General features: G+C 54.2%; 13 protein-coding genes. 10 read left to right on the top strand and 3 right to left on the bottom strand.

Going from position 1 to position 20,172, the window contains the following annotated elements:
• The first annotated feature begins 93 nt into the window (after nucleotides 1-93).
• The 3 genes from ABQ298_12820 to ABQ298_12810 all read left to right on the top strand — a co-directional run bounded on the left by ABQ298_12820 (nucleotide 94) and on the right by ABQ298_12810 (nucleotide 6,047).
• Nucleotides 94-4,464, top strand: a complete 4,371-nt coding sequence (locus ABQ298_12820; GenBank protein MEQ9825259.1) for a transporter substrate-binding domain-containing protein — start codon at nucleotides 94-96, stop codon at nucleotides 4,462-4,464.
• A 36-nt stretch (nucleotides 4,465-4,500) separates the two neighbouring features.
• A complete protein-coding gene (locus tag ABQ298_12815) occupies nucleotides 4,501-5,685 on the top strand; it encodes a response regulator (GenBank protein MEQ9825258.1) in 1,185 nt (394 codons plus the stop codon).
• A 155-nt stretch (nucleotides 5,686-5,840) separates the two neighbouring features.
• Nucleotides 5,841-6,047, top strand: coding sequence for a hypothetical protein (locus ABQ298_12810; protein ID MEQ9825257.1), 207 nt, complete (start codon nucleotides 5,841-5,843; stop codon nucleotides 6,045-6,047).
• A gap of 826 nt (nucleotides 6,048-6,873) precedes the next feature.
• On the opposite strand, the gene ABQ298_12805 is transcribed toward ABQ298_12810, so the two are convergent.
• Entirely contained in the window at nucleotides 6,874-7,077 is a 204-nt protein-coding gene (locus ABQ298_12805; GenBank protein MEQ9825256.1) for a hypothetical protein, read from the bottom strand.
• 296 nt (nucleotides 7,078-7,373) lie between these two features.
• The gene (locus ABQ298_12800) at nucleotides 7,374-8,222 is read right to left on the bottom strand and encodes an HNH endonuclease (protein ID MEQ9825255.1); all 849 of its coding nucleotides are present in this window, start codon (nucleotides 8,220-8,222) and stop codon (nucleotides 7,374-7,376) included.
• A gap of 494 nt (nucleotides 8,223-8,716) precedes the next feature.
• Between ABQ298_12800 and ABQ298_12795 the strand changes: the two genes are divergently transcribed.
• The 3 genes from ABQ298_12795 to tcmP all read left to right on the top strand — a co-directional run bounded on the left by ABQ298_12795 (nucleotide 8,717) and on the right by tcmP (nucleotide 13,206).
• Entirely contained in the window at nucleotides 8,717-10,987 is a 2,271-nt protein-coding gene (locus tag ABQ298_12795; protein MEQ9825254.1) for a DUF87 domain-containing protein, read from the top strand.
• 247 nt (nucleotides 10,988-11,234) lie between these two features.
• Nucleotides 11,235-12,068: a phage Gp37/Gp68 family protein gene (locus tag ABQ298_12790; GenBank protein MEQ9825253.1), complete on the top strand. Its 834-nt coding sequence runs from the start codon at nucleotides 11,235-11,237 to the stop codon at nucleotides 12,066-12,068.
• Nucleotides 12,061-13,206, top strand: a complete 1,146-nt coding sequence (gene tcmP / locus ABQ298_12785) for a three-Cys-motif partner protein TcmP (GenBank protein ID MEQ9825252.1) — start codon at nucleotides 12,061-12,063, stop codon at nucleotides 13,204-13,206. Before ABQ298_12790 ends, tcmP begins: the two co-directional genes overlap by 8 nt.
• A gap of 278 nt (nucleotides 13,207-13,484) precedes the next feature.
• Here the strand turns inward: tcmP and ABQ298_12780 are convergent, their stop codons facing one another.
• Nucleotides 13,485-14,690, bottom strand: a complete 1,206-nt coding sequence (locus ABQ298_12780; protein MEQ9825251.1) for a Fic family protein — start codon at nucleotides 14,688-14,690, stop codon at nucleotides 13,485-13,487.
• Between the two features lie 614 nt (nucleotides 14,691-15,304).
• On the opposite strand from ABQ298_12780, the gene ABQ298_12775 reads away from it, so the two are divergent.
• The 4 genes from ABQ298_12775 to ABQ298_12760 all read left to right on the top strand — a co-directional run bounded on the left by ABQ298_12775 (nucleotide 15,305) and on the right by ABQ298_12760 (nucleotide 20,155).
• The gene (locus tag ABQ298_12775) at nucleotides 15,305-16,237 is read left to right on the top strand and encodes a bile acid:sodium symporter family protein (GenBank protein MEQ9825250.1); all 933 of its coding nucleotides are present in this window, start codon (nucleotides 15,305-15,307) and stop codon (nucleotides 16,235-16,237) included.
• Between the two features lie 716 nt (nucleotides 16,238-16,953).
• On the top strand, nucleotides 16,954-18,153 hold the full coding sequence (locus ABQ298_12770) for a S41 family peptidase (protein MEQ9825249.1): 1,200 nt from the start codon (nucleotides 16,954-16,956) through the stop codon (nucleotides 18,151-18,153).
• Nucleotides 18,154-18,374: 221 nt separating this feature from the next.
• A complete protein-coding gene (locus tag ABQ298_12765) occupies nucleotides 18,375-18,929 on the top strand; it encodes a MarR family transcriptional regulator (protein ID MEQ9825248.1) in 555 nt (184 codons plus the stop codon).
• Between the two features lie 110 nt (nucleotides 18,930-19,039).
• Nucleotides 19,040-20,155, top strand: a complete 1,116-nt coding sequence (locus ABQ298_12760) for an efflux RND transporter periplasmic adaptor subunit (GenBank protein MEQ9825247.1) — start codon at nucleotides 19,040-19,042, stop codon at nucleotides 20,153-20,155.
• Nucleotides 20,156-20,172: the final 17 nt, after the last annotated feature.

The following is a 20,172-nucleotide window of genomic DNA, read 5'->3' as shown; positions in this document are numbered from 1 at the left end:
AACACGAGTCCGCTTTGCACAGAACCGGAAGAAGCGCAGCCGAACTTGCACACATGACCAACCTGTGTCAATTTGCAGGCTCGACGATTTCCGATGCCAGACCCCTCTTCGTCTTCCGTATTTGCTCCGCGCCAACTGCGCCTGCTGCAAACCGCACTGCTCCTGTTGCTGCAGATGTCATTGCACGCTCAGAACCCGGTATTCTGGACTGACGACGAATCCAGGTGGATCGAGCAGCATCCCGTCATCCGTGTCGGTCTCGACCCTGGCTATCCTCCCTACAGCTTTCGCGATCCCGAAGGACAGTATGACGGCATAGCCATTGACTACCTCGCGCAGCTTGAGCAGCTGACCGGTCTGCGCTTTGAGGTGGTTCCCGATCTCTCCTGGCAGCAAATTCTCGGGTCGCTTGAAGAGGGGCATCTTGACCTGGTCACCAATATTGTGCCAACCGCTGAACGGGCAACCTTTGCCCTGTTCACAGAACCGTACATCCAGAGTCCGCTGATGATTTACACGCATCGGCAGAACCGCACAGTGCGCTCGAAGGGAGATCTGGCGGACAAACGCATTGCCCTCGTCTATCACTACGCATCCTCGGAGCGAGTGATCCGTGACTTCCCCGATGCGGATTTCCGTTCCTACAACTCCGTGCTCGAAGCGATTCTCTCTGTTTCACTGGGACATACCGATGCGTTTGTGGGGGTGATGGGCACCGCCGACTATCTGTGCAATCTGAACGGGATCTCCAACGTCATCGCATCGGGCATCTACGCCGTGGGTGGATTTGACCAGCATCTTGCCGTGCGCGACGACTGGCCCATGCTGCATCAGATTCTTTCCAAGGCACTGACCCGGATCACTGCTCCCGCACGTCACTCTATTTTTGAACGATGGAACCTGCGGGCCGCATCACCCCCACTGACCGCACTGCTGTCCGATAAAGAACGGGACTGGCTAAAGGCAAACCCAACCCTGCGCGTTGCCGCGATGACCGATTTTCCACCATTCGAGTTTCTCGACAAACAAGGAAACTATGTCGGTATCCACGCAGACATGCTGCGCAACCTTGCAGAGCGGCTGGGACTGAGGCTCGAACCCGTGCATGGCAACTGGTCTGAGCTTGAGACCATGCTCGAACGCAAGGAGCTTGATGTGCAACCCAGCATGGTACCCAACACCGAGCGCAATCGCTTCCTTCACTTCTCGGATTGGACCTTCAATGCCCCCATCTGCATTGTCACCCGCGACGACGGGGTCATGGTGCGCGACCTGGTTGACCTCAAGGGACTCACGGTTGCCGCAGAAGTCGATCACTGGAATGAGCGCCATGTGAGGGAGCAGGTACCCGAAGCCAATATTCTGCAAACCAGCAACACGCTTGATGCCTTGCTCGCAGTTTCACAGGGCAAAGCCCATGCCTATGTGGGAAATGCCGCCAGTGTGCTGTATCTCCAGCGCATCCACCTGCTCAACGAACTGCGCATCGCCAGCTGGTTGCAAATTGAGGATGCGCAAATGCGCATCGCTGTCCGGAACGACTGGCCCGAGTTGTTATCCATCTTCAACAAGGCACTCTCCACTCTTTCGGAACACGAAAAACAAACCATCGTCGAACGCTATGTCATCCTGCCACGTGCCATTCAACTGGACTCGGATGAACTCGCCTGGCTCGATGCCAACCCGACACTGACCGTAGGCGTGCTCGATGGACACCCGCCTCTCTTTTTCCGGGACAGAAACAATGATGCAAAAGGCCTTTGGGTGGACCTGCTGGAACTCATCGCTGATGCACTCCAGATCGAATACACCGTCACGGCCTTCGATACTCCACAAGCAGCGCTCAGCGCACTGGAAGCGCAAAAGGTACACTTTCTCTTTGGTGCGGAAACTCCCGTTCCATCATCGACTTCCACCCCCGCTGTCAACTGGTCCGCACCGATCCTCAGCCTGCCTGTCGTCATGTTCACTCCTGGCAATCTTCCGGGCATTGATTCGATACAAGGGTGGATCGGTAAGCGCGTCATCGCCGTTGAGGGTGAGCAGGTGGTGCAAACGCTCCGGATGGAACTTCCCGAACTCGACATTCACACCGTGCAGGATCTTCCCACCGCACTTCGCTCCCTGCAGCGTCACGATGCCGATGCCCTGCTGAGCACGGTGCTCAAGGCTGGCTATCACATTGCCCATCAGGGAATTTCTGACGTGTCGGTTTCCCACCACACTCCCTACTTTTTTGAACCCCGCATTGCCACCCATGCGGGAGAACCGCATCTGCTGACACTGTTGGAAAAGGCGCTCGACTCGATCCGCGTCGACGAACGCAACCAGCTCACCCGGAAATGGATCGCCGTCGAGCTTCGCTCCCGTCTCGATTTCAGCCTGCTCTGGAAGGTCGCCCTTCCCTTGTTCCTGCTTGCGCTGCTCTTTGCCTACTGGACCTGGCGCCTGAAAAAACAGATCGCGCGCACCCGTATCGCTGAGGCAGCCCTCAACCGCAAGGTTGCGGGAGAACAGCTGATCAGTTCCATCTTTACTCCATTCCTCAATCTGAAATTGGACGAGGTCCATGACGCCATCGAGGGTGCCATCCTCGAGGTGGCACAATTTTGCGGAGTCAACGGCGGTCACCTGTTCCAGTTTGATCCTGTCGATAAGACCTACCATCTCACCCACCTCATCGGGGACGCCAGTTTCAGCGGAGATATTGCTCAACTCAAGTCCCTGCGTTTTCACCAGAGTTCATTCTGGTACCGTCAGTTTTTTGCATCCGGTGCTGCGGTTCTGCTCCCGGACGTGCAGCACGACAGCTTGCTTCCCCAGGCGGACAAGGACCGTCTGCAAACCCAAAACATCACCGCTATCCTTGAACTGCCCATGATCGATCAGGGGCGCATTTTTGGCTACGTTGGCCTGTTTTCCACTCAGGGTGTTCGCGAGTGGGGCGTCGAAGAACGCTACCTGCTCAACACCATCAGCCAACTGTTTCTCAACCTCATGTTGCGGCGCGACTCCGAACTGCGCCTGCACGATGCAAAGGAGGATGCCGAGCGCGCAAGCCAGAGCAAAAGTCGCTTCCTGGCAAACATGAGCCATGAAATCCGCACTCCGATGAACGCCATCATCGGGTATTCCAATCTCCTGCAAAAGGATACCAATCTGTCGTACGACCAGATCCGAAACCTGCGCGCGATCAACAAGGCAGGTGCCCACCTGCTCACCATCATCAACGAGATTCTTGAAATGGCCAAAATCGAGGCCGGGCGCATGCAGCCTCAGCCCCAAACCCTCGATTTCTACGCCCTGCTCGACGACATCCAGATCATCATGCAGGAGCGTGCGCAGAGCCAGTCCATCGCGCTTCACATTACCAAGGCTTCATCCGTGCCCCAGTTCATCCAGTCCGACGCCAAGATGCTGCGCCAGATTCTGATGAACCTCATTGGCAATGCCATCAAGTTCACCCGCAAGGGCAGTGTAACCGTCGAGGTTGAGTCCATCGATGTGCCGCGCATCGCCAGTGCTGAGGCAGACTCTGTTCACGATTTGCAGATCCTCACGCGTGTCATCGATACGGGCATCGGCATCCCGGCTGACCAGCTCGAAAGCGTCTTCGAAAGCTTTGAACAGGTCGACGGTGGGCGATCCCGCGAGGGAGGGACCGGACTCGGACTCGCAATCAGTCGCGAATTTTCGCGACTGCTCAAGGGTAACATTTACGCCGAAAGCACCCTTGGCGAGGGTTCTACCTTCACCTTTCACTTTCTCACATCGCGCGGGCAACCCATCGCGCTCCAGGCCGACCCGGATGTCCGGACAGTGCAATGCCTGGCCCCTGGCAGCTGCGGACGCAAAATCCTGATTGTGGATGACCAGGAGACCAACATCGACATCCTGCGGCGCACCCTGCAGCCGCTGGGGTTCGTGTGCCAGAAAGCCATGAACGGCATCGAGGCCATCGACCTTGCGCGCAGCTGGCAGCCTGACCTCATTCTCATGGATGTCGTCATGCCACGCATGGGCGGGATTGAGGCATCCCGGCACATCAGGCAGGATGCTTCCACCGCTTCCATTCCGATTGTCGCCATCAGTGCCAGTGCGCTCGAGGAAGAAAAAGCCCATATTCTGGAATCCGGAGCCAGTGCCTTTATCAGCAAACCCTTTCAGGAGCTGGAACTGCTCGAGATCCTGCGCGATCAACTGCAACTCGAATACATCTACGCCGACAGCGATGCTTCGGATCCCTCTCTGAATGCGGAGAATCTGAAACCCGAGATTCAGTCCATTGAACTGGAAACTCGCCGAAAAATCCACTACCTTGCCACTGTCGGCGACAGGAATGCATTGCACGAGTTGCTGAGCACTGCAACCGATATTCCACCAACCGTAATTGCCTTCATGAATCACCACATCGACACCTATGCGTTCGAGTCCATCTGCGCTCTGATGGAGGATCATGTGTAGATCGCAGTGGCGAAACTGATTTTTGACTCCCACACCATGCAATCTGTCCCAACCATCCTGCTTGCTGACGACAATCCCGATAACCTCGAGGTGCTCAGCAAGATCCTTGAAACAAAAGGCTACCGGGTGCGCACCGCCAAAAACGGACGCCTCGCCCTCAACAGCATCCAGGCGGAAATCCCTGACCTCGCACTCATCGATTTGCACATGCCGGTGATGGACGGTTACGAACTCTGCAAGCAGATCAAAAACAATAGTCGTTTCAAACACATTCCGGTGCTGTTCATCAGTGCCATCGGAGAGTCCTTCAACAAGGTGATTGCCTTTGAAATGGGCGCTGTGGACTACATCTCCAAACCCGTCGATCCCCAGGAAGTGCTTGCCCGGGTCAACACCCACCTGAAAATCCAGCGCTTGCAGCAGGAACTGCAGCACCGCAATCAATCGCTCGAAGCTCAGGTGACCGAGCGAACCGAAGCCCTGCAGCAGGCCCACGAGGAACTCAAGGAACTCCACAAACGACTGCAATCCCTCGACGAAGCCAAAAACGACTTCCTGCGCCTCATCTCCCACGAGCTTCGCTCCCCTCTGGTTGGGCTGGGCATCGCCGATGAACTGTTGGGCGGCCATCCCCTTTCCGAGGAGGATTCGCGAAGTTTTCAAAACATCTTCTGGGCCTCGCACCAAAAGCTGCTCAACATCGTCAATCACGCTACCGTTCTGACCCGGCTCAATCTCAACGAACTCGAGACACCGAGCCAGGAACAGCCCGTGCAGGAATTGCTCGAAGAAGCATCGGAGTCGCTGCAGCCCCTGCTCAACGCATCCGATGTTCAGATTCAGCTCAAGGGCGACCCCGGGCAGTCCCTCTCCTGCAATCGGGAATATGGCAAACTGGTCTTCAACGCCCTGCTGGAAACCGCTATCAAGTTCAGCACATCCGGAAACCCCATCCACGTCGAATGGCAACAGGACCCCGAGGCCTGCACCATTCGGATTCATGCCGATGGCTGGACAGTGCCCGAACAGTACCAAGAGCAATTTTTTGAGGTCTTGAGCATTCACGATACCCTGTTCCCCGGCGGGGACCTTGGACTTGGACCCGCAGTCGCCAAGCAGGTTGTACAAGCCTGCGGCGGTTCCGTAGAAATCTGCAACCGCAACGATCAGGGCATCACGTTCACGGTCACATTCCCTCAGTCCAACGAGGCCACACCGTGAGGCCCGAACGCCCTGCCTTCTGAGTCATCCGAGCTAAGTTCTTTCCCTGTCTTGTGCCACTCCAAGATCTTCAACTCAAATGTAGTCACAAATATACGAATGCGTATCGGAGCATGAGCCTCCATATTCTCAAATCCTCCAAATTTCACATATAAGTGAAATCCTCCATTAACATCACGAAAGGACGTAACACACTCGCCGAAGCATTTGCAAAATCCATCGCGAACATCGAATCGCAGGTCGAAATCCGCATACTCCACATCGTGGAGGAATTACTGCAGTTCTTGAAGCGCAAGGGCATCAACCGTTCGGAACTCACGCAACGCATGGGCGTGCCCCATCCCGCATCACCAAGCTATTGAGTGGGGACAGCAATCTCACGATTGACACACTCGTCCGGGCTGGTCACGCGGTTGGCGCAAACCTCGTGCAAACCTTTGTTCCCCCAGGGCAGCAAGGGACATTGGGGCACGAGTCGATCCACCCCTGGAGAACCCATGATCCGGAACGCCTCATCCGCATCACCGGAGCTTCGATGCTCTACGGTGTCGGGCGGGAAATGATCTCCCACATCACCGCACGCAGCCCCGACGGCATCCTCACCCTGCCATCGGTCTCGTTATCGAAAACGCACCGGAACCTAAACCGACGAAAAAGGCAGCAAAGAAGAAAAGTGACAGAAAATGACGGCGGAAGGGGAACCCCCAACTGATTTCAGGTATGGACACAGAGCTGCCACGAAGATTCTGCCCCTGTTGAAGTCAAAACCTTTAGATCTTGCGTTTGACCCCATAAATTTCTCGAAATTGTATTGGGTAAACGCTCCATCACCCCTCCCATGTCGATTCGCTTTGGAGCGTTTTTTGACCAATCCCCAGACTTTTGGCATGGCATTCAGGTGGAGTGCGACTTCCGCGCTCTTCGCAACCAAACCCGCCAACTGACGGAAAACATCATCCCCGCCAGATCGCTTGTAGCTTAGCGACTCCAGCCCCCGATCCACTATCCTCCAGAACAAATGAGTTGAAGTGTAGATCGAAACTAAAACTCCCATCGCTTGGTGCATTTGGGGATTAAGCCCCTCCCAGCCGGCTTTATTTTGCCACAAAGCACACAAAAAGCACAAAATGGATGTGTTGCCCGTCCAACCCCACCTCGTCCCCCTTGTGATCTTTGTGCTTTTGGGGTTCATCCCAGCCCATCCTCAACCACAGCAACACCGGACAACCCCGCAGCAACAGTCCAAAACCACACCGCAGTTCCTCCATCACCAACAACGCAATACCATGCGGACAACCTCAGCCCCAACGGGGCGACCCCATACCAGCCTACGCCAGCCCCAACGACGCCAAACCCAACCGCCCTCTCCAGCATCATCGGTGCAAAATCCATACGGAAAACCCCAGCCCCAATGGGGCAACCCCCTACCAACCCTCCCCAGCCCCTTTGGTGAAAAACCCTGCCAGCCCTCTCCAGCACCAACGGTGCGAAACCATACCAGCCTTCGCCAGCCCCAACGGGGCGACCCCATACCAGCCTGGGGCGACGCCCCAGGAACCCTCAGACCCCAAAATCCCACGAGGGCTGAAAGCCCGACCTCATCCCCCTCTTTATGCTGTCCGCCGCCAATACGATTCCCCCGATGCCTCCACCATCATGGAGCGATGCGGAAAACACTACTGTCGTCGTCAAAACCTTCCCGCCTCCCGGTGCTCAGCCAAATATTCCAGCCTGGGCAGAAATCGACTGGGTAGCTGCATCCGACGCCCGGCCTGGTTTTGAAAGTAGGTGCGCACGATATCAGACCGATAGTGGTCACGGATCTCCCGCGACACCAGTAGCCGATAATCTTCATCAAAGCCGATCAGATTGCGGTCGAAGGCCGCATCATAGGTCGCCGACAGGCAAAGCCCGTTTCGCGGATCCAGTCGGGTGCTCTTCCGCTTCGCCCATGGGATGATGTGACTCGCACGGTTCACCTGAGGTACATCCAGTCCGGTGAGGCAACAGGCGTTTCCATAGATGCTAAAGATCATCTTGCGAAAAACCCGCTGATTGCAGCGCGTTGACACCTCCCGCTTCACTTCACGGCCTTCTGTCTCTGGATAAAGCTCCGACAATACCGCTTCGTCCTGCGGCAGCTCCTGTTGCAGTCGCTCGACGAGACTCTCTTCGGATGCATCCGTTCGCTCAAACTCCGCTAGCAACTTCGCTTCGTAGCCATGTTCCACCAAAAACCGCTGATAGCTGCGAATCGCTGCCGTACAATATCCATCACGCAAGTAACTCTCCGCAATCCCAGGCAAATACCACCGACTCTCACGTCCCAACAGTTTTTCTGTGTTGGCAAACTGATACAACTCCTCCAGTCGCTCCACCGAATTGATCGCCCACACCTCGCGGCAATCCACAAACCCCGCAGGCACTTGTGCAATCATCTCACCCAACAAATCCAGTGCCCGCACATACGAACTCGCTTTGCCCGAACCCTCCACATTCGAGGCTTTGAGGTATTGCTGAAAGGCTTCCCGATGCATGATGGGGTATTGTGAAGTGCGGAAACCAGATTTGCCAGAATGGAATCGTTAATCCCACACTAACAATCTACGCCCTAAGGATACTCTCCTGGTTTACGCAAATGAATCCAACGAATTCATCGAGATAACCATCAGCAAAGGTGGAAAAAGCTTCAATCGAGTCGCAAAATGAATTATACACAAATCGCTCTGACCCAGTGAACTTGTACTCTCGAAAAAATCCTAAAACCATTCGATTCCTCCTTCATCACAGCGGATTGATTCCCGCGCTGTTTGAACAACCGAAAGATTATGGCACAGGTTTAGCGTACCGATGATGATGCCTCAGTGCGACCATCTCAAATCTAGTCTGAAAAGCTCCCAGCTCCATCTCGCCCCTCGTCGAAACTGCAATCCATTGACCGACCTGAAGCCGAACCCGATCACCAAATGATCCGTTCCAAACGTCTCCACCAATCCCATCCTGCCGTAGCCTTCTCCAAAAACTCTAAAACATGGAACAAATCGAGAACCCAAAGGCACGCCTCGCAATTCTGCTCATCTATCTTGGCTTGCTTGTAGTCGCGAACTGGATCGCCTTTGAGCAATGGCTTCCACACACGGACGGAAGGAGTCTTTGGCTCGCAGCAGGACTCTTCAGTCTTCTTCTCAGTAGTTTTCTTGTTACGCCCTATTTTGAACGCCCGGCAAACTACATTGCTTCTGCATCCGCTAGTTTCGTCGCAGTTTGGCTCGTCATCGATTGGGACAAGTTCTCGTCACTGGAACAATTCCTTTCCGTAGTTCTTCTGGTCTACCTCGCGTGCGTCGCTGTCGCTGCCGGGATTGCAGTTTTTTTGAAGCGGCAACGTAATTCCGAGAATCACAAACCTGCCACAGTCTCGAAATTGATTGCGGATACGGCAGGCCAAGACCGTCTTCTTTTTAGTATCGTCATTATCTTTGCAGTTGTCTTGTTCCACCGCGATTCTCCACGTGAGATTCTCACGATCTTGATCACATTGATTGTGATCGTTTTGGTGAGACCAGAGCTATCCATCTCGAAACTATATTCAAGGATCAGGCAGCTATTTGCGGACAAAGAGATCACGGGAATCGCGGGAACAATCGCTGGCTTCGACGACCCTGGAATCGTGCTGGTTCGTCAACAGGAAAGAACCCTCAAGTTTGGACAGGTCCTAATAGTAAACGATGGTAGGACTTCCCCGAAGTCCGCTCTGGTTCTTGGCTATTTCGGTCGGGATGAAGGTATCTTACTCCGAGCCAAACTATTGGAATTGCCAGCCAAGGCAGAAGATGAAGTGAAGACCTTGGCACGGGATCTTCCACTCGGCGTTGTTGCTGTTGTTGAACCTGCAGGGGAATTCGGATTGGCAATTCAGGAGGAAAATTTTGCAGCGAAGTCTGATACTCTTGTAGGACTTGTTGCAGCAAACACATCGCTTCCGATACTTCGCCTTGAAGTAGTGCAGCCGATCGGGCTCTACGAGGGCACGATCCTTGAGGCGTGGATTCATGGAAATCCTGTTCTCTATCAGCTCACGGACTGTCTGACGCGGGAGGAGATCGTTTTTCAAAAGAACAACCGCGGGTTCTTAGTCGCGGAAGCCCGGAAAATCGGAAGCTGGGATGCGAAGCAATCCAAGATCATCAAAGCCCCTTGGCTTCCTGAAATGTTCTCCCCGGTGTTCAGGGTAGAACATAAGAAGGCGGACTTGCCGATCGAAGCAGTCGGTAGACTGCCAGGAACGAATTATCCAGCTTCAATCTCTAGTATTCACGGACTTGTTACCCACAATACCGCCATTCTCGGAATTCTTGGCGTTGGAAAGTCGTTCCTGGCGTTGGAGTTGTTAGAGCGAATGTTCGCAGAATGCATCAAGGTCGTTTGCCTCGATTTGACAAATCAATACGCGAGCGAACTGTCAGAGTTTTACAATGCTGAACTCGAAGAGCCACGCATTCAAAAGATTCGAGAAGCTGGGGTCAAGGATCAGGAAAATCTTGCCGACAACCCCGATGAGGGTGGTAGCTATCCAAAACTTCGACAAGCGATCTACGATGACCTAAGGCAGTTTCTCCAAAGCGAGGAGTCTCTAGTTAAAATTTACAATCCCGCCGAGATTACCGGGCGAATTCAATCAGAGGCGCCCCGCACTTACAATGAAGGAGGTACATGGCATCGCGCTGCTCCATTTCGCGATGTCACTCCGGTGGAGATCACCCAAATCGTGTCCGAAGCCTGCCTCGACCTCCTCCAAGATCGGATGAGTGACAAAGCTCGTCTTTGTTTAATTTATGAGGAGGCGCACTCTCTAGTTCCTGAGTTTAACAATGTTACGGTTCGAACAGATCAGAACGCAGTTTCTGCTACAGCTAGGGCAATCCTTCAGGGACGTAAATACGGAATGGGCTGTCTGCTGATCTCGCAAAGGACCGCTAACGTCACGAAAACCATCCTGAATCAGTGCAACACGATCTTTGCCTTTAGGACATTTGACGACACTGGAATGGCATTCCTCGAGAATTATCTTGGCTCTGGATACGCCCACGTTCTTCCAGAGCTTGAAGAACGACATGTCTTGTTTTTTGGAAAGGCATCGACCTGTGAAAACCCTGTATTAATGCGGGTCAACGATCGCGAAGACTTCAAACGGAGATTCCGTTCGAGGTTCCCGCCGTCTAAACCAGTAACCCATACTCCGGAACCTCCTGATTCTACTGAAACACTTGCTCCATTGGAGGACGATGATATTCCTTTCTAGAATATGTCCATAGACAAATCCACCTCGATCATCTCCAAAGCCTGGAACTACCCTCCTTCGCCCTCCGGGCTAAGGCGGCAGGTGGTCACGTCATCACGGGATGAATCAAACCGAGTATTCAGAAAAAACAGGATTCCGGGAACTGGACACAGCCTCACCTCCAACCAAGGAACCGAGGGTGATTTCATCGTCGGGATCAAGTTTTGAGTAGACTTTTGTTCACGTATAAACACACAATACCATAGTCATGGCTAAGGATTCCAAAATCGAGTGGACTCACCATACCTTCAATCCTTGGTGGGGGTGTGCAAAAGTGTCACCAGCCTGTCAGAACTGTTACGCAGAGGCATGGGCCAAGCGCGTGGGGAGTTCAGTCTGGGGAAAAGATGCACCACGTCGTTTTTTCGGGGATGCTCATTGGAATGAACCTTTGCGCTGGAACCGTGAAGCTGAGCAGGATGGTGTCCGGCGTAGGGTCTTTTGTGCATCGATGGCAGACGTATTTGAGCGTCGAATGGAACTCCATGAATGGCGGAAGCGCCTTTGGAATCTGATCGAACAGACGCCGTTTCTGGATTGGCTTCTCTTGACGAAACGTCCTCAACACATCCGTTCCATGGTTCCGTGGGGAGAGCATTGGCCGGAGAATGTTTGGCTGGGATGCACGGCAGAAAACCAGAACTGGGCGGACAAGCGTGTCCCCATCCTGCTGCAGATCCCTGCGAAGGTGCGATTTCTGAGTTGCGAACCACTGCTCGGCACACTGGACCTGAGCCACTACCTTTCCAGCGATCCGACTCAGAGCATACATTGGGTCATTGCAGGTGGTGAGAGTGGAGCGCACTCGCGGCCGATGAATCCGAAATGGGTGAGGGCATTGCGTAATCAATGCCAGGGCGCAGGGGCAGCCTTCCACTTCAAACAATGGGGACATTGGGTTCCCGAAGAACTGCTGACCGAACAGCAGCGCAAGGTGATTGTCTTTGATGGTCATCGTTTGGCTGCTGCTGGAAAAGGGAAGGCCGGACGAATCCTCGATGGCCGCACTTGGGATGAACTGCCATTTAAGCGACATGCCTAATCTTGAGCACTACAGAGGGGGGCGAGAGCAGGGATACATCAAGCATGCCTTGATCGAAAAATATCTCATCCCCTTCACCATCAAGGTTGGTAGCAAATGGGATGAAATCGCCTTCGTCGACGCATTCGCTGGTCCATGGGGGGCCAAAACTGAGGACCTTTCGGACACCTCATTTGGAATCGCCTTAGAGCGCCTGGAAGCTGGTCTTGCTCAGTTGCATAGTAAAAAGGGCCGTTCACCTCGGATTCGTGCTTTTTTGATCGAGAAAGACCAGGAAGCGTTCGGAAAGCTGGATGCCTACGTGGAAAAACGGCCGTCGAAAGGGATTGAGGTGAAATGCTTCCATGGAGAGTTCGAGGCGGTGGCTCCCGAATTGGGAAAGGAGATCGATTCAAATCGTTGTTTTCTGTTTTCCCTGATTGATCCTAAAGGGTGGACTGGATTGTCGATGAAGGTGATAGCCCCACTGATCCGCCGTCGTTCTTCCGAGGTTCTGGTCAACGTGATGACCGACTTTGTCCGTCGCTTTGCCAAAGTTGAGCAATGCCGCGAAAGCTACGAAGACTTTTTTGGAAGGCCGGGAGTGAGGGACATCATTGCAAAGGCCCCTTCGGACGAGCGACAGGATGTGGTCGTGCGGGAGTATTGCCGGAGCCTGCGAGAGCAGTGCGATTTTCGATACGTGTCATCATGTGTCGTGCTCCAACCGGACAAGAAGGGAGTGAAGTATTTCATGGTCTTCGCCACGAACAATCCAATGGGAATCAAGGTCTTCAAAGAGGCCGAATCTCATGCAGCGTCTCTCCAGGACGAACTGAAGTTTGAAAGAGAATTTGGTGAAAATCTGCCGCTTTTCGCATCTGATGCGATCGCCCCAGTGAGCGAGTCATTGCGACAAAAATACCGCAACTTGGCCTTTCGCCGTGTAGGGGAAATGTTCTCAGACCGTGTGGAAGTACCCTATGATGATGTTTTTTGCAAAGCAATGGCTATCCCTCTCGTTACACAGCAGGAGTTAAACAACTTTCTGGCATCGCACCCTGATTTCAAAATCAAACTCGCGGGGACTCGGAGGAAAAAACCGATCATACTAAAGGGTGATCGAGTCGTCAAGAAGCAGGGAAATCACCATAATTGAGCTAACATACCCGAACAGATTCTTTGCTTTTTCGAAAATGCTGGCGGTGATGGAGTTGATGGACGACTCCATCATGATGCATTCCCACCTTTCCTGATGGAGAAGGGTTGAATCATTTTCCACGCTGTCAGCTCGGTGGTGATTTTCATCCGTCGCGAAGCATCAGGCATCAACGGTCGAAAAACTCACGTTTTCCGCTACGGGAGCAGGATGCAGGGCGGAGGGGACTCTCCATCTGTGGATATCCCAATTGCGGGTTTCAGTGAAAATGCTTACGTTCATTCTTCGGATTCGGTGAATTCATCCACTTCGTTCGCTTTGTTTTGCCCCACACCGCCACTGAAGAGGTTGAGGTAGGGGGCGTAGCGGAAGACTCGGTGGCGTCTCTGGCCGGTCATTTCCTGCAAGATCCCCAGTTCGGTGAGACGGGAAACAAGGCCGTTGGCGGCGGCATAGGTGACGTTTAGCAGTTTCTCGACTTCAGCCACGTTGAGGATGGGTCGCTGGTAAAGGTGTTCGAGGATACGGTGACCATTGCCGGCAGCCCGTCCGAGACTTTCCGCGATTTGACTGCGATGAGATTCCCGGAGCGCGAGGATGCGCCGGGCGGTTTCGGTGGCCTCTTTGCTGACAATTAGAACACCGCTCAGAAAAAACTCGAGCCAGCCCTCCCAGTCACCCCGGTCGCGGACGTTCTGAAGACGGTCGTAATACTCACTGCGGTGCTGTTTGAAGTAATAGGAAAGGTAAAGGACAGGCATTTGCAGGATTTCCTGTTCGCAAAGGAACAATGTGATGAGTAGGCGCCCGACGCGGCCGTTTCCGTCGAGAAAGGGATGGATGGTCTCGAACTGCGCATGGGCGAGGCCGATTTGCACAAGGACGGGAAGGTCACCAGGGTAGTGCAAAAACCGTTCAAGCGCCGCTAGTGCCTCAGGCACCTCTTCGGGAGGTGGAGGCACGAAGGTGGCTTCGTGGAGGCTGCAACCGCCGGGTCCGATCCAGTTTTGACTACGACGCAGTTCTCCAGGTGTCAGGCGACTGCCACGCACGCCTCGCAGGAGGTGTTCGTGGATTTCCCGAATCAAGCGGACCGAAAGCGGCAACTCCCCAAGGCGAGACAAACCGTAGTTCATCGCATTGACGTAATTGATAACCTCGTCAACGTCGTTTGGTAAACCGACGTTGAAAAGACGTGCCTCAGCAGCAAGCAGATCCTGAAGGGAACTTTGAGTACCCTCAATCTGGCTGGATAGAACGGCCTCCTTGCGCACATACATGAACACAAAGAGTTCTGGGTTGGGCAACGTCTGGATAGAGCCATCGAGACGACCAAGGGCACGGTCAGCCTGTGAGAGTAAGCGTTGAAAATCCCCCTCCATGCGAACGGGCGGCTCTGGCGGAAGCGGAGCGGGGTGAAACGCATGGTAGCCAGTAAGCTGCCTGCGGTAGCGACCTGCGCGCTGTCGATTCACATCGTGCATACTCTCATTTTACGATACGCTGCGTTGTGTATGCGAGAAAAATACACCTATACTAAACGCTGCGTTTAGCATAAAGCCAAATGGTCCGCATAATAAACACAGCACAACCTTCAGTCCGTGTGGGTCGCGCATACGAGAATTGAGGAATCCAAGAGACGGACCTGGTATGCGTTTGGGTGGGTTCAATCGCCTCTGGAAACCCATCACTATCTGCAAAACCTGCAGTTGAAAAGACCCTTTCCGATTTCCTACGTTGTTGTGTGAATCAAGCCGAACGAGATCACCACGCCTGAGACCCGGCGACCGTTTGTTTGCAGGATGGGAAGAGTCTTCTCAATCCGTTTCTCTTCTTATGCAAAACGGTCAAGTCACTCTCCACGCTGTCAGCTCGGTGGTGATTTTCATCCGTCACGCAGCATCCGGCATCAACGGTCGAAACACTCACGTTTTCCGCTACGGGAGTAGGGTGCAGGGCGGATACTGCTCTCTCATCTGTGGCTATCCCCAAAATCTGGGGTTCAGGGTTTTCTCGGAAAGCAGGGGTGAAGGCTTGGATGGAAGCGTGAAAGCTTTGGGGTGGAACTTGGCGGGGATTTGAGTATGAGTGTGTGGGTATGATGCGTTACCTGGCCCTGTTCACAAATCTGTTTCCACTGTGGGTGCTACTGTGCTGTGTCACCGCGCTGTTTGTGCCAGAGGCGTTTACGTGGGTTAATCAGCCGCTCATCATCTGGGGACTTGGGATCATCATGCTCGGCATGGGGATCACGTTAAGCATCGACGACTTCAAACGGGTAATGGTGATGCCAAAGTCGATTGCTGCCGGGTTGGTGGCTCAGTTTGTGTGCATGCCGCTGTGTGCGTGGATAATCGCCCATACGTTGGATCTGGACGATGCTTACAAAGTGGGCCTGATTCTGGTGGCCTGCTGTCCGGGAGGCACGGCTTCGAATGTCGTAACTTACTTGGCAAAGGCCAATGTCGCGCTATCGGTGCTCATGACAATGTGCTCCACTGCAGCTGCTGTGATATTGACACCACTGCTCACCCAATGGCTCGCAGGAGAGTATGTGCCAGTGAATGGCGTTGGGCTGTTCCTGAGCATGATGAAGATCGTGCTGCTGCCACTGGTGCTCGGTGTCGCCCTGCACCACCTGTTCCCCAAGGTGGTACAGGTGATCCTGCCAATCGGACCGCTGGTGGCCGTAGTGGTCATCGCACTGATCTGCGCCAGCATCATCGGAGCCAACGCCCAGGAGGTGCGCGATTCGGGACTGAAGCTGCTCGGAGCCGTCACGCTGCTGCATCTGGGGGCCTTTACGCTAGGCTATTTTTTTGCGCTACTGCTCGGATATGAGGAACGCGTGCGGCGCACGATCTCGATTGAGGTGGGTATGCAAAATTCCGGATTGGCAAGTGTGCTTGCCAAGACCCACTTCGCGAATCCGCTGACCGCAATTCCCTGCGCGATCTCCGCCGTCATTCATTCGGTGATCGGGTCCATCGCCGCTGCCATCTGGCGCGTCCGTGAGTCAGGTGAACAATAAGGGCTGGAACAAGACTTTCCGATGAGCCTGCAGTGCGGGGACGACGACGGTACGAATTTTCCCCGATGATGGCGAGACAACGAGAGATGCAAAATAGATATGACTCACTCATCTGTGGCTATCCTCAAAATCTGTGGTTTAAAAAATTCCTGTTTCTGCGTTCTTCTGTTCAGAGTATCAGCGGTCGAAAGACCTCATTTTTTTCGCAATGAAGGAGGATGGGTCCGGGGAGATTCGGACGTCCGGGATCCGAATTTTCCCAAATTCGGCTACAACGAGTGGTAGGTTCGCTACGGTGCGTGGTAGGTTCGTTACGGTGCGTGGGAGGTTCGCTACGGTGGGTGGGAGGTTCGCTACGGTGGGTGGTTTCGGTTGGACAGGTAGGTCTTTCAGCCGGAAGGTAGGTAGCTTCCAGCCGGAAGGTAGGTGGTTTCGGCGGAGAGAACTTAAGGAAGTCGCTGATATCGATGGAATGGCTGAAGGGAGGGAGCGTTTTTCGGTTGTGGGAATCGGTGACATCGGGGATTTGGGCAAGCCGGGATGGATGATCGTTTCGAACAGAAGGGTTTCGGCATTGCGATTCTTGCGTTGGGTGATGCTTGATTTTTGGAGTAGGTTGGGTTGTGGTGGAATGTTACATGACTGTTACCCTTGCTCCAGGATCTGTCACCCCGGTGCCCTGTCGTTGCCGATTCGCGTTCAGCGTTGGATTGCTGATGGCCTGCTTATGGCTGGGCGGATGTCAAAGCGGGGTGCGACCGGAATCGCCTGGACAGGAAAACCCCACACTGGTGGTAAGCCAGCGTTCCGCACTGCACCGGGAGGTGTGGAAAACCGTATTCGATACCTATTACGATCCGCAGCTCAATGGAGTGGATTGGATAAATGTGGGACGGGAAACTCATGAGATGCTTGCGGACGCTGAGGATGTCGAAGCGGTTTATGCGGTATTGAAGTCCATGGTGGAGCGATTGGGTGATCCTCACACTTACGTGCTTTCTCCTGCAGAGGTTTCCGCTCTGGAAACCAGCGGCTTTGTGGGGGTGGGATTGACCTCCAGTGAGCACGAGAGCATGGAGGGTGTCAGCGTGGTGCTGCGCGTGAGTCCGGAAAGTCCCGCAGCGTCTGCGGGCATCGAGCCGGGCTGGCTGTGGCTCAATGCGAGGGAAGTGAATGCAGCATCCCTCACACTGGGTTCGGTGACGACCTATCGCTTTCTCGACGATCATGAGCAGATCCGTGAATATGCTCTGGAGTCGGCAATTGTGCCCAAGGCAAACGACCAGCGCGAGGTGCGCTGGGTGGGAGACCAAATACTCTACCTTCGTTTTGATTATTTTGAGGAGGGCATCGCCGACTGGATGGCTGAGGCCTTGGCACAGCATGCAGAGCTGAACGGACTGATTTTGGACGTTCGGTGGAATCCGGGTGGATTTAAGCGTGAGCTGGATGCCATGCTGTCGCTTCTGCTTCCGGAAAACAGCGCCATCGGCAGTGTGGTCACACGCCGGGATCGGCAGTTGCCCGAATTCACACCGTCCTCGTATGCAAGACCACCCATCAATGTTCCCGTTGCAGTGCTGGTGAGTCCCTACTCCGCAAGTTCATCGGAGATTCTTGCGGCGGTGATTCGACACCATCGGCGCGGTCCAATTGTGGGAACGGGTCGCACCTCGGGGCAGGTGCTCTTCAGTCCGGCGTGGAAATTACCTGCGGGTGGATTGCTCAAAGTGGCGGCACGGGACTACTTGAGTCCGGACGGCAAGCGCCTGCAAGGCAGCGGCGTGGGGCCTGACGTCATCACTGACCCGCGCAGTTTTTTCGAGTTCCGCCGGGGCGTGGACCCCACCTTGAGTGCTGCGATCGAGCGCTTGCACAAGTGGGGTGAAAACTCCCAGCACCGGGTCAGCCTGTAGCTAGGCCTGGATTTTTCGATTGTCCCGATGCGTCGGGCTTGCCGCAAGCCGTGCCGGGGAAGGTCATCGGCGACGGGGAATAGAAATTCGGGCATCCAGGGAACGATGGACCTTCCAAAAATGGCCATTCTCAAAAATCCCGAATTTTTTTGTTGAAATGATTAGGCGGCTAACTATCAGTTGCCTAATCAACTCATCAACACATCAAAATTTCCCGATCCATGGCACACTTGCCAAACTGTGATATTCCCAAATACGAAGTCCTGATGGAAGCGACCAAGCGCTATCCGGCACTGGACCCATTGTCAATGGCGACCTTCCTGCAAATCATTGTGGCGGGGGATGAACTGTTTCGTGGAGCGGGAGAAACCTTTCGGGATCGCCAGATCTCGAAGGGGAAATTCATGGTCTTGCTGCAACTCTTCAACAAGGAGGACGGATCGACACGGTTCCTTTCTCCTGCTGAGATTGCCACGGCCGTCAATGTAACCCGGGCCACCGTGTCCGGGTTGCTGGACGGCCTGGTCAAAGACGGTTATGTCTTACGCAAACAGGATGAAAAAGACCGTCGCATGGTGCTCGTCAGCCTGACGAACCAAGGGATCGAACTGATGGACCAGTTTCTGCCAGTGCACTTCGAACGCATCCGTCAATTGATGAACTGTCTTTCGTCAGATGAAAAAGTTCAGCTGCGCGAGTTGCTCATCAAAGTCTGTGATCACGTCGCGGTGATCGCGCCCAACCGTGCTCAGGAAGAATGTGACTGTAGCCTCTGACCGATCCAGACCTCTCACGGGCACATGCCCCTGTATCGATTGCTATCACTCTATTTTCAACCAACAACATCAAACACCACACGAATATGTTTAAGAAAGCTATACGTATCGTGATCAAGACTGCCATTACACTTGGGTTCATCGCCGTGATTGTCGGCGTGCTCGCAGGGGTCAAGGTCACACAAATTCAAACGATGATCGCCGCTGGCGAAAACATGCCTGAACCATCGGAAACCGTGACCACGGCAGACGCAACATTCCAGGAATGGAATCCCGTCATCCGCGGTATCGGCAACGTCGCAGCCGTACAGGGTGTGACCGTGACCACTGAAGTTCCGGGCAAGGTCGTCAAGATTCATTTTGAATCGGGTCAGGAAGTTGAAGCGGACCAGATTCTGCTCGAACTGGACGCCTCCACCGAGCGCGCCCAGTTGAACTCTGCCATCGCCTCAGCGGATCTAGCCAAGGTCAGCGTCGACCGGGCGAGGGAATTGTTCGAAAAGGAAGCCATTGCAAAATCGGAACTGGATGCGGCAGAAGCGCGTTTCACAGAAGCCGAAGCCATGGTGGAAAACCTGCGGGCACTGCTCGCAAAGAAGGTGATCCGCGCACCATTTGCCGGTCGCCTTGGCATTCGCCAGGTGAATCTCGGACAATTTGTGGCAAGCGGTCAGCAAGTCGTGAGCCTGCAATCCATTGACCCGATCTACGTGGACTTCTATCTGCCGCAGCAGCGTCTGGCCCGACTGAAAGTGGGCTACGAGGTCGAAGTGACCAGTGAGGATCTCGATTTCAAACCCATGGTCGGAACAATCTCAGCGATTGCGCCGGAGGTGGACCAGGACACCCGCAACGTGCTGGTGCGTGCGACCTTGCAAAACACAACGGGCGTGCTGCGACCGGGCATGTTTGTGGAAGCAGTTGTTCTGCAACCTGAGACGCGAACGGTGCTTGTCGTTCCGGCGACTGCCATACTGTTTGCTCCGTATGGCAACTCGATCTTTGTCGTTCAACCCGCAGAATCCGGCAGTGGCCAAGTCGTCATTCAGCACTTTGTTCGCCTTGGGGAAACCCGGGGGGATTATGTGGAAATCCTCGAGGGACTCGAAGCGGGTGACACCGTTGTGACGACGGGAGGATTCAAACTGCGCAATCGCATGAAAGTGCAGGTGCGCAACGACCGCGGACTCGAATATTCCACCGAACCGACACCCGAAGATGCCTGAGCGATCACGTAACGAGG

It is taken from the genome of Puniceicoccaceae bacterium, from assembly GCA_040224245.1.
GTDB lineage: Bacteria > Verrucomicrobiota > Verrucomicrobiia > Opitutales > JAFGAQ01 > JAKSBQ01.
Note: the sequence above shows the minus strand (reverse complement) of the source record. Positions and strands in the feature narration are given on the sequence as shown.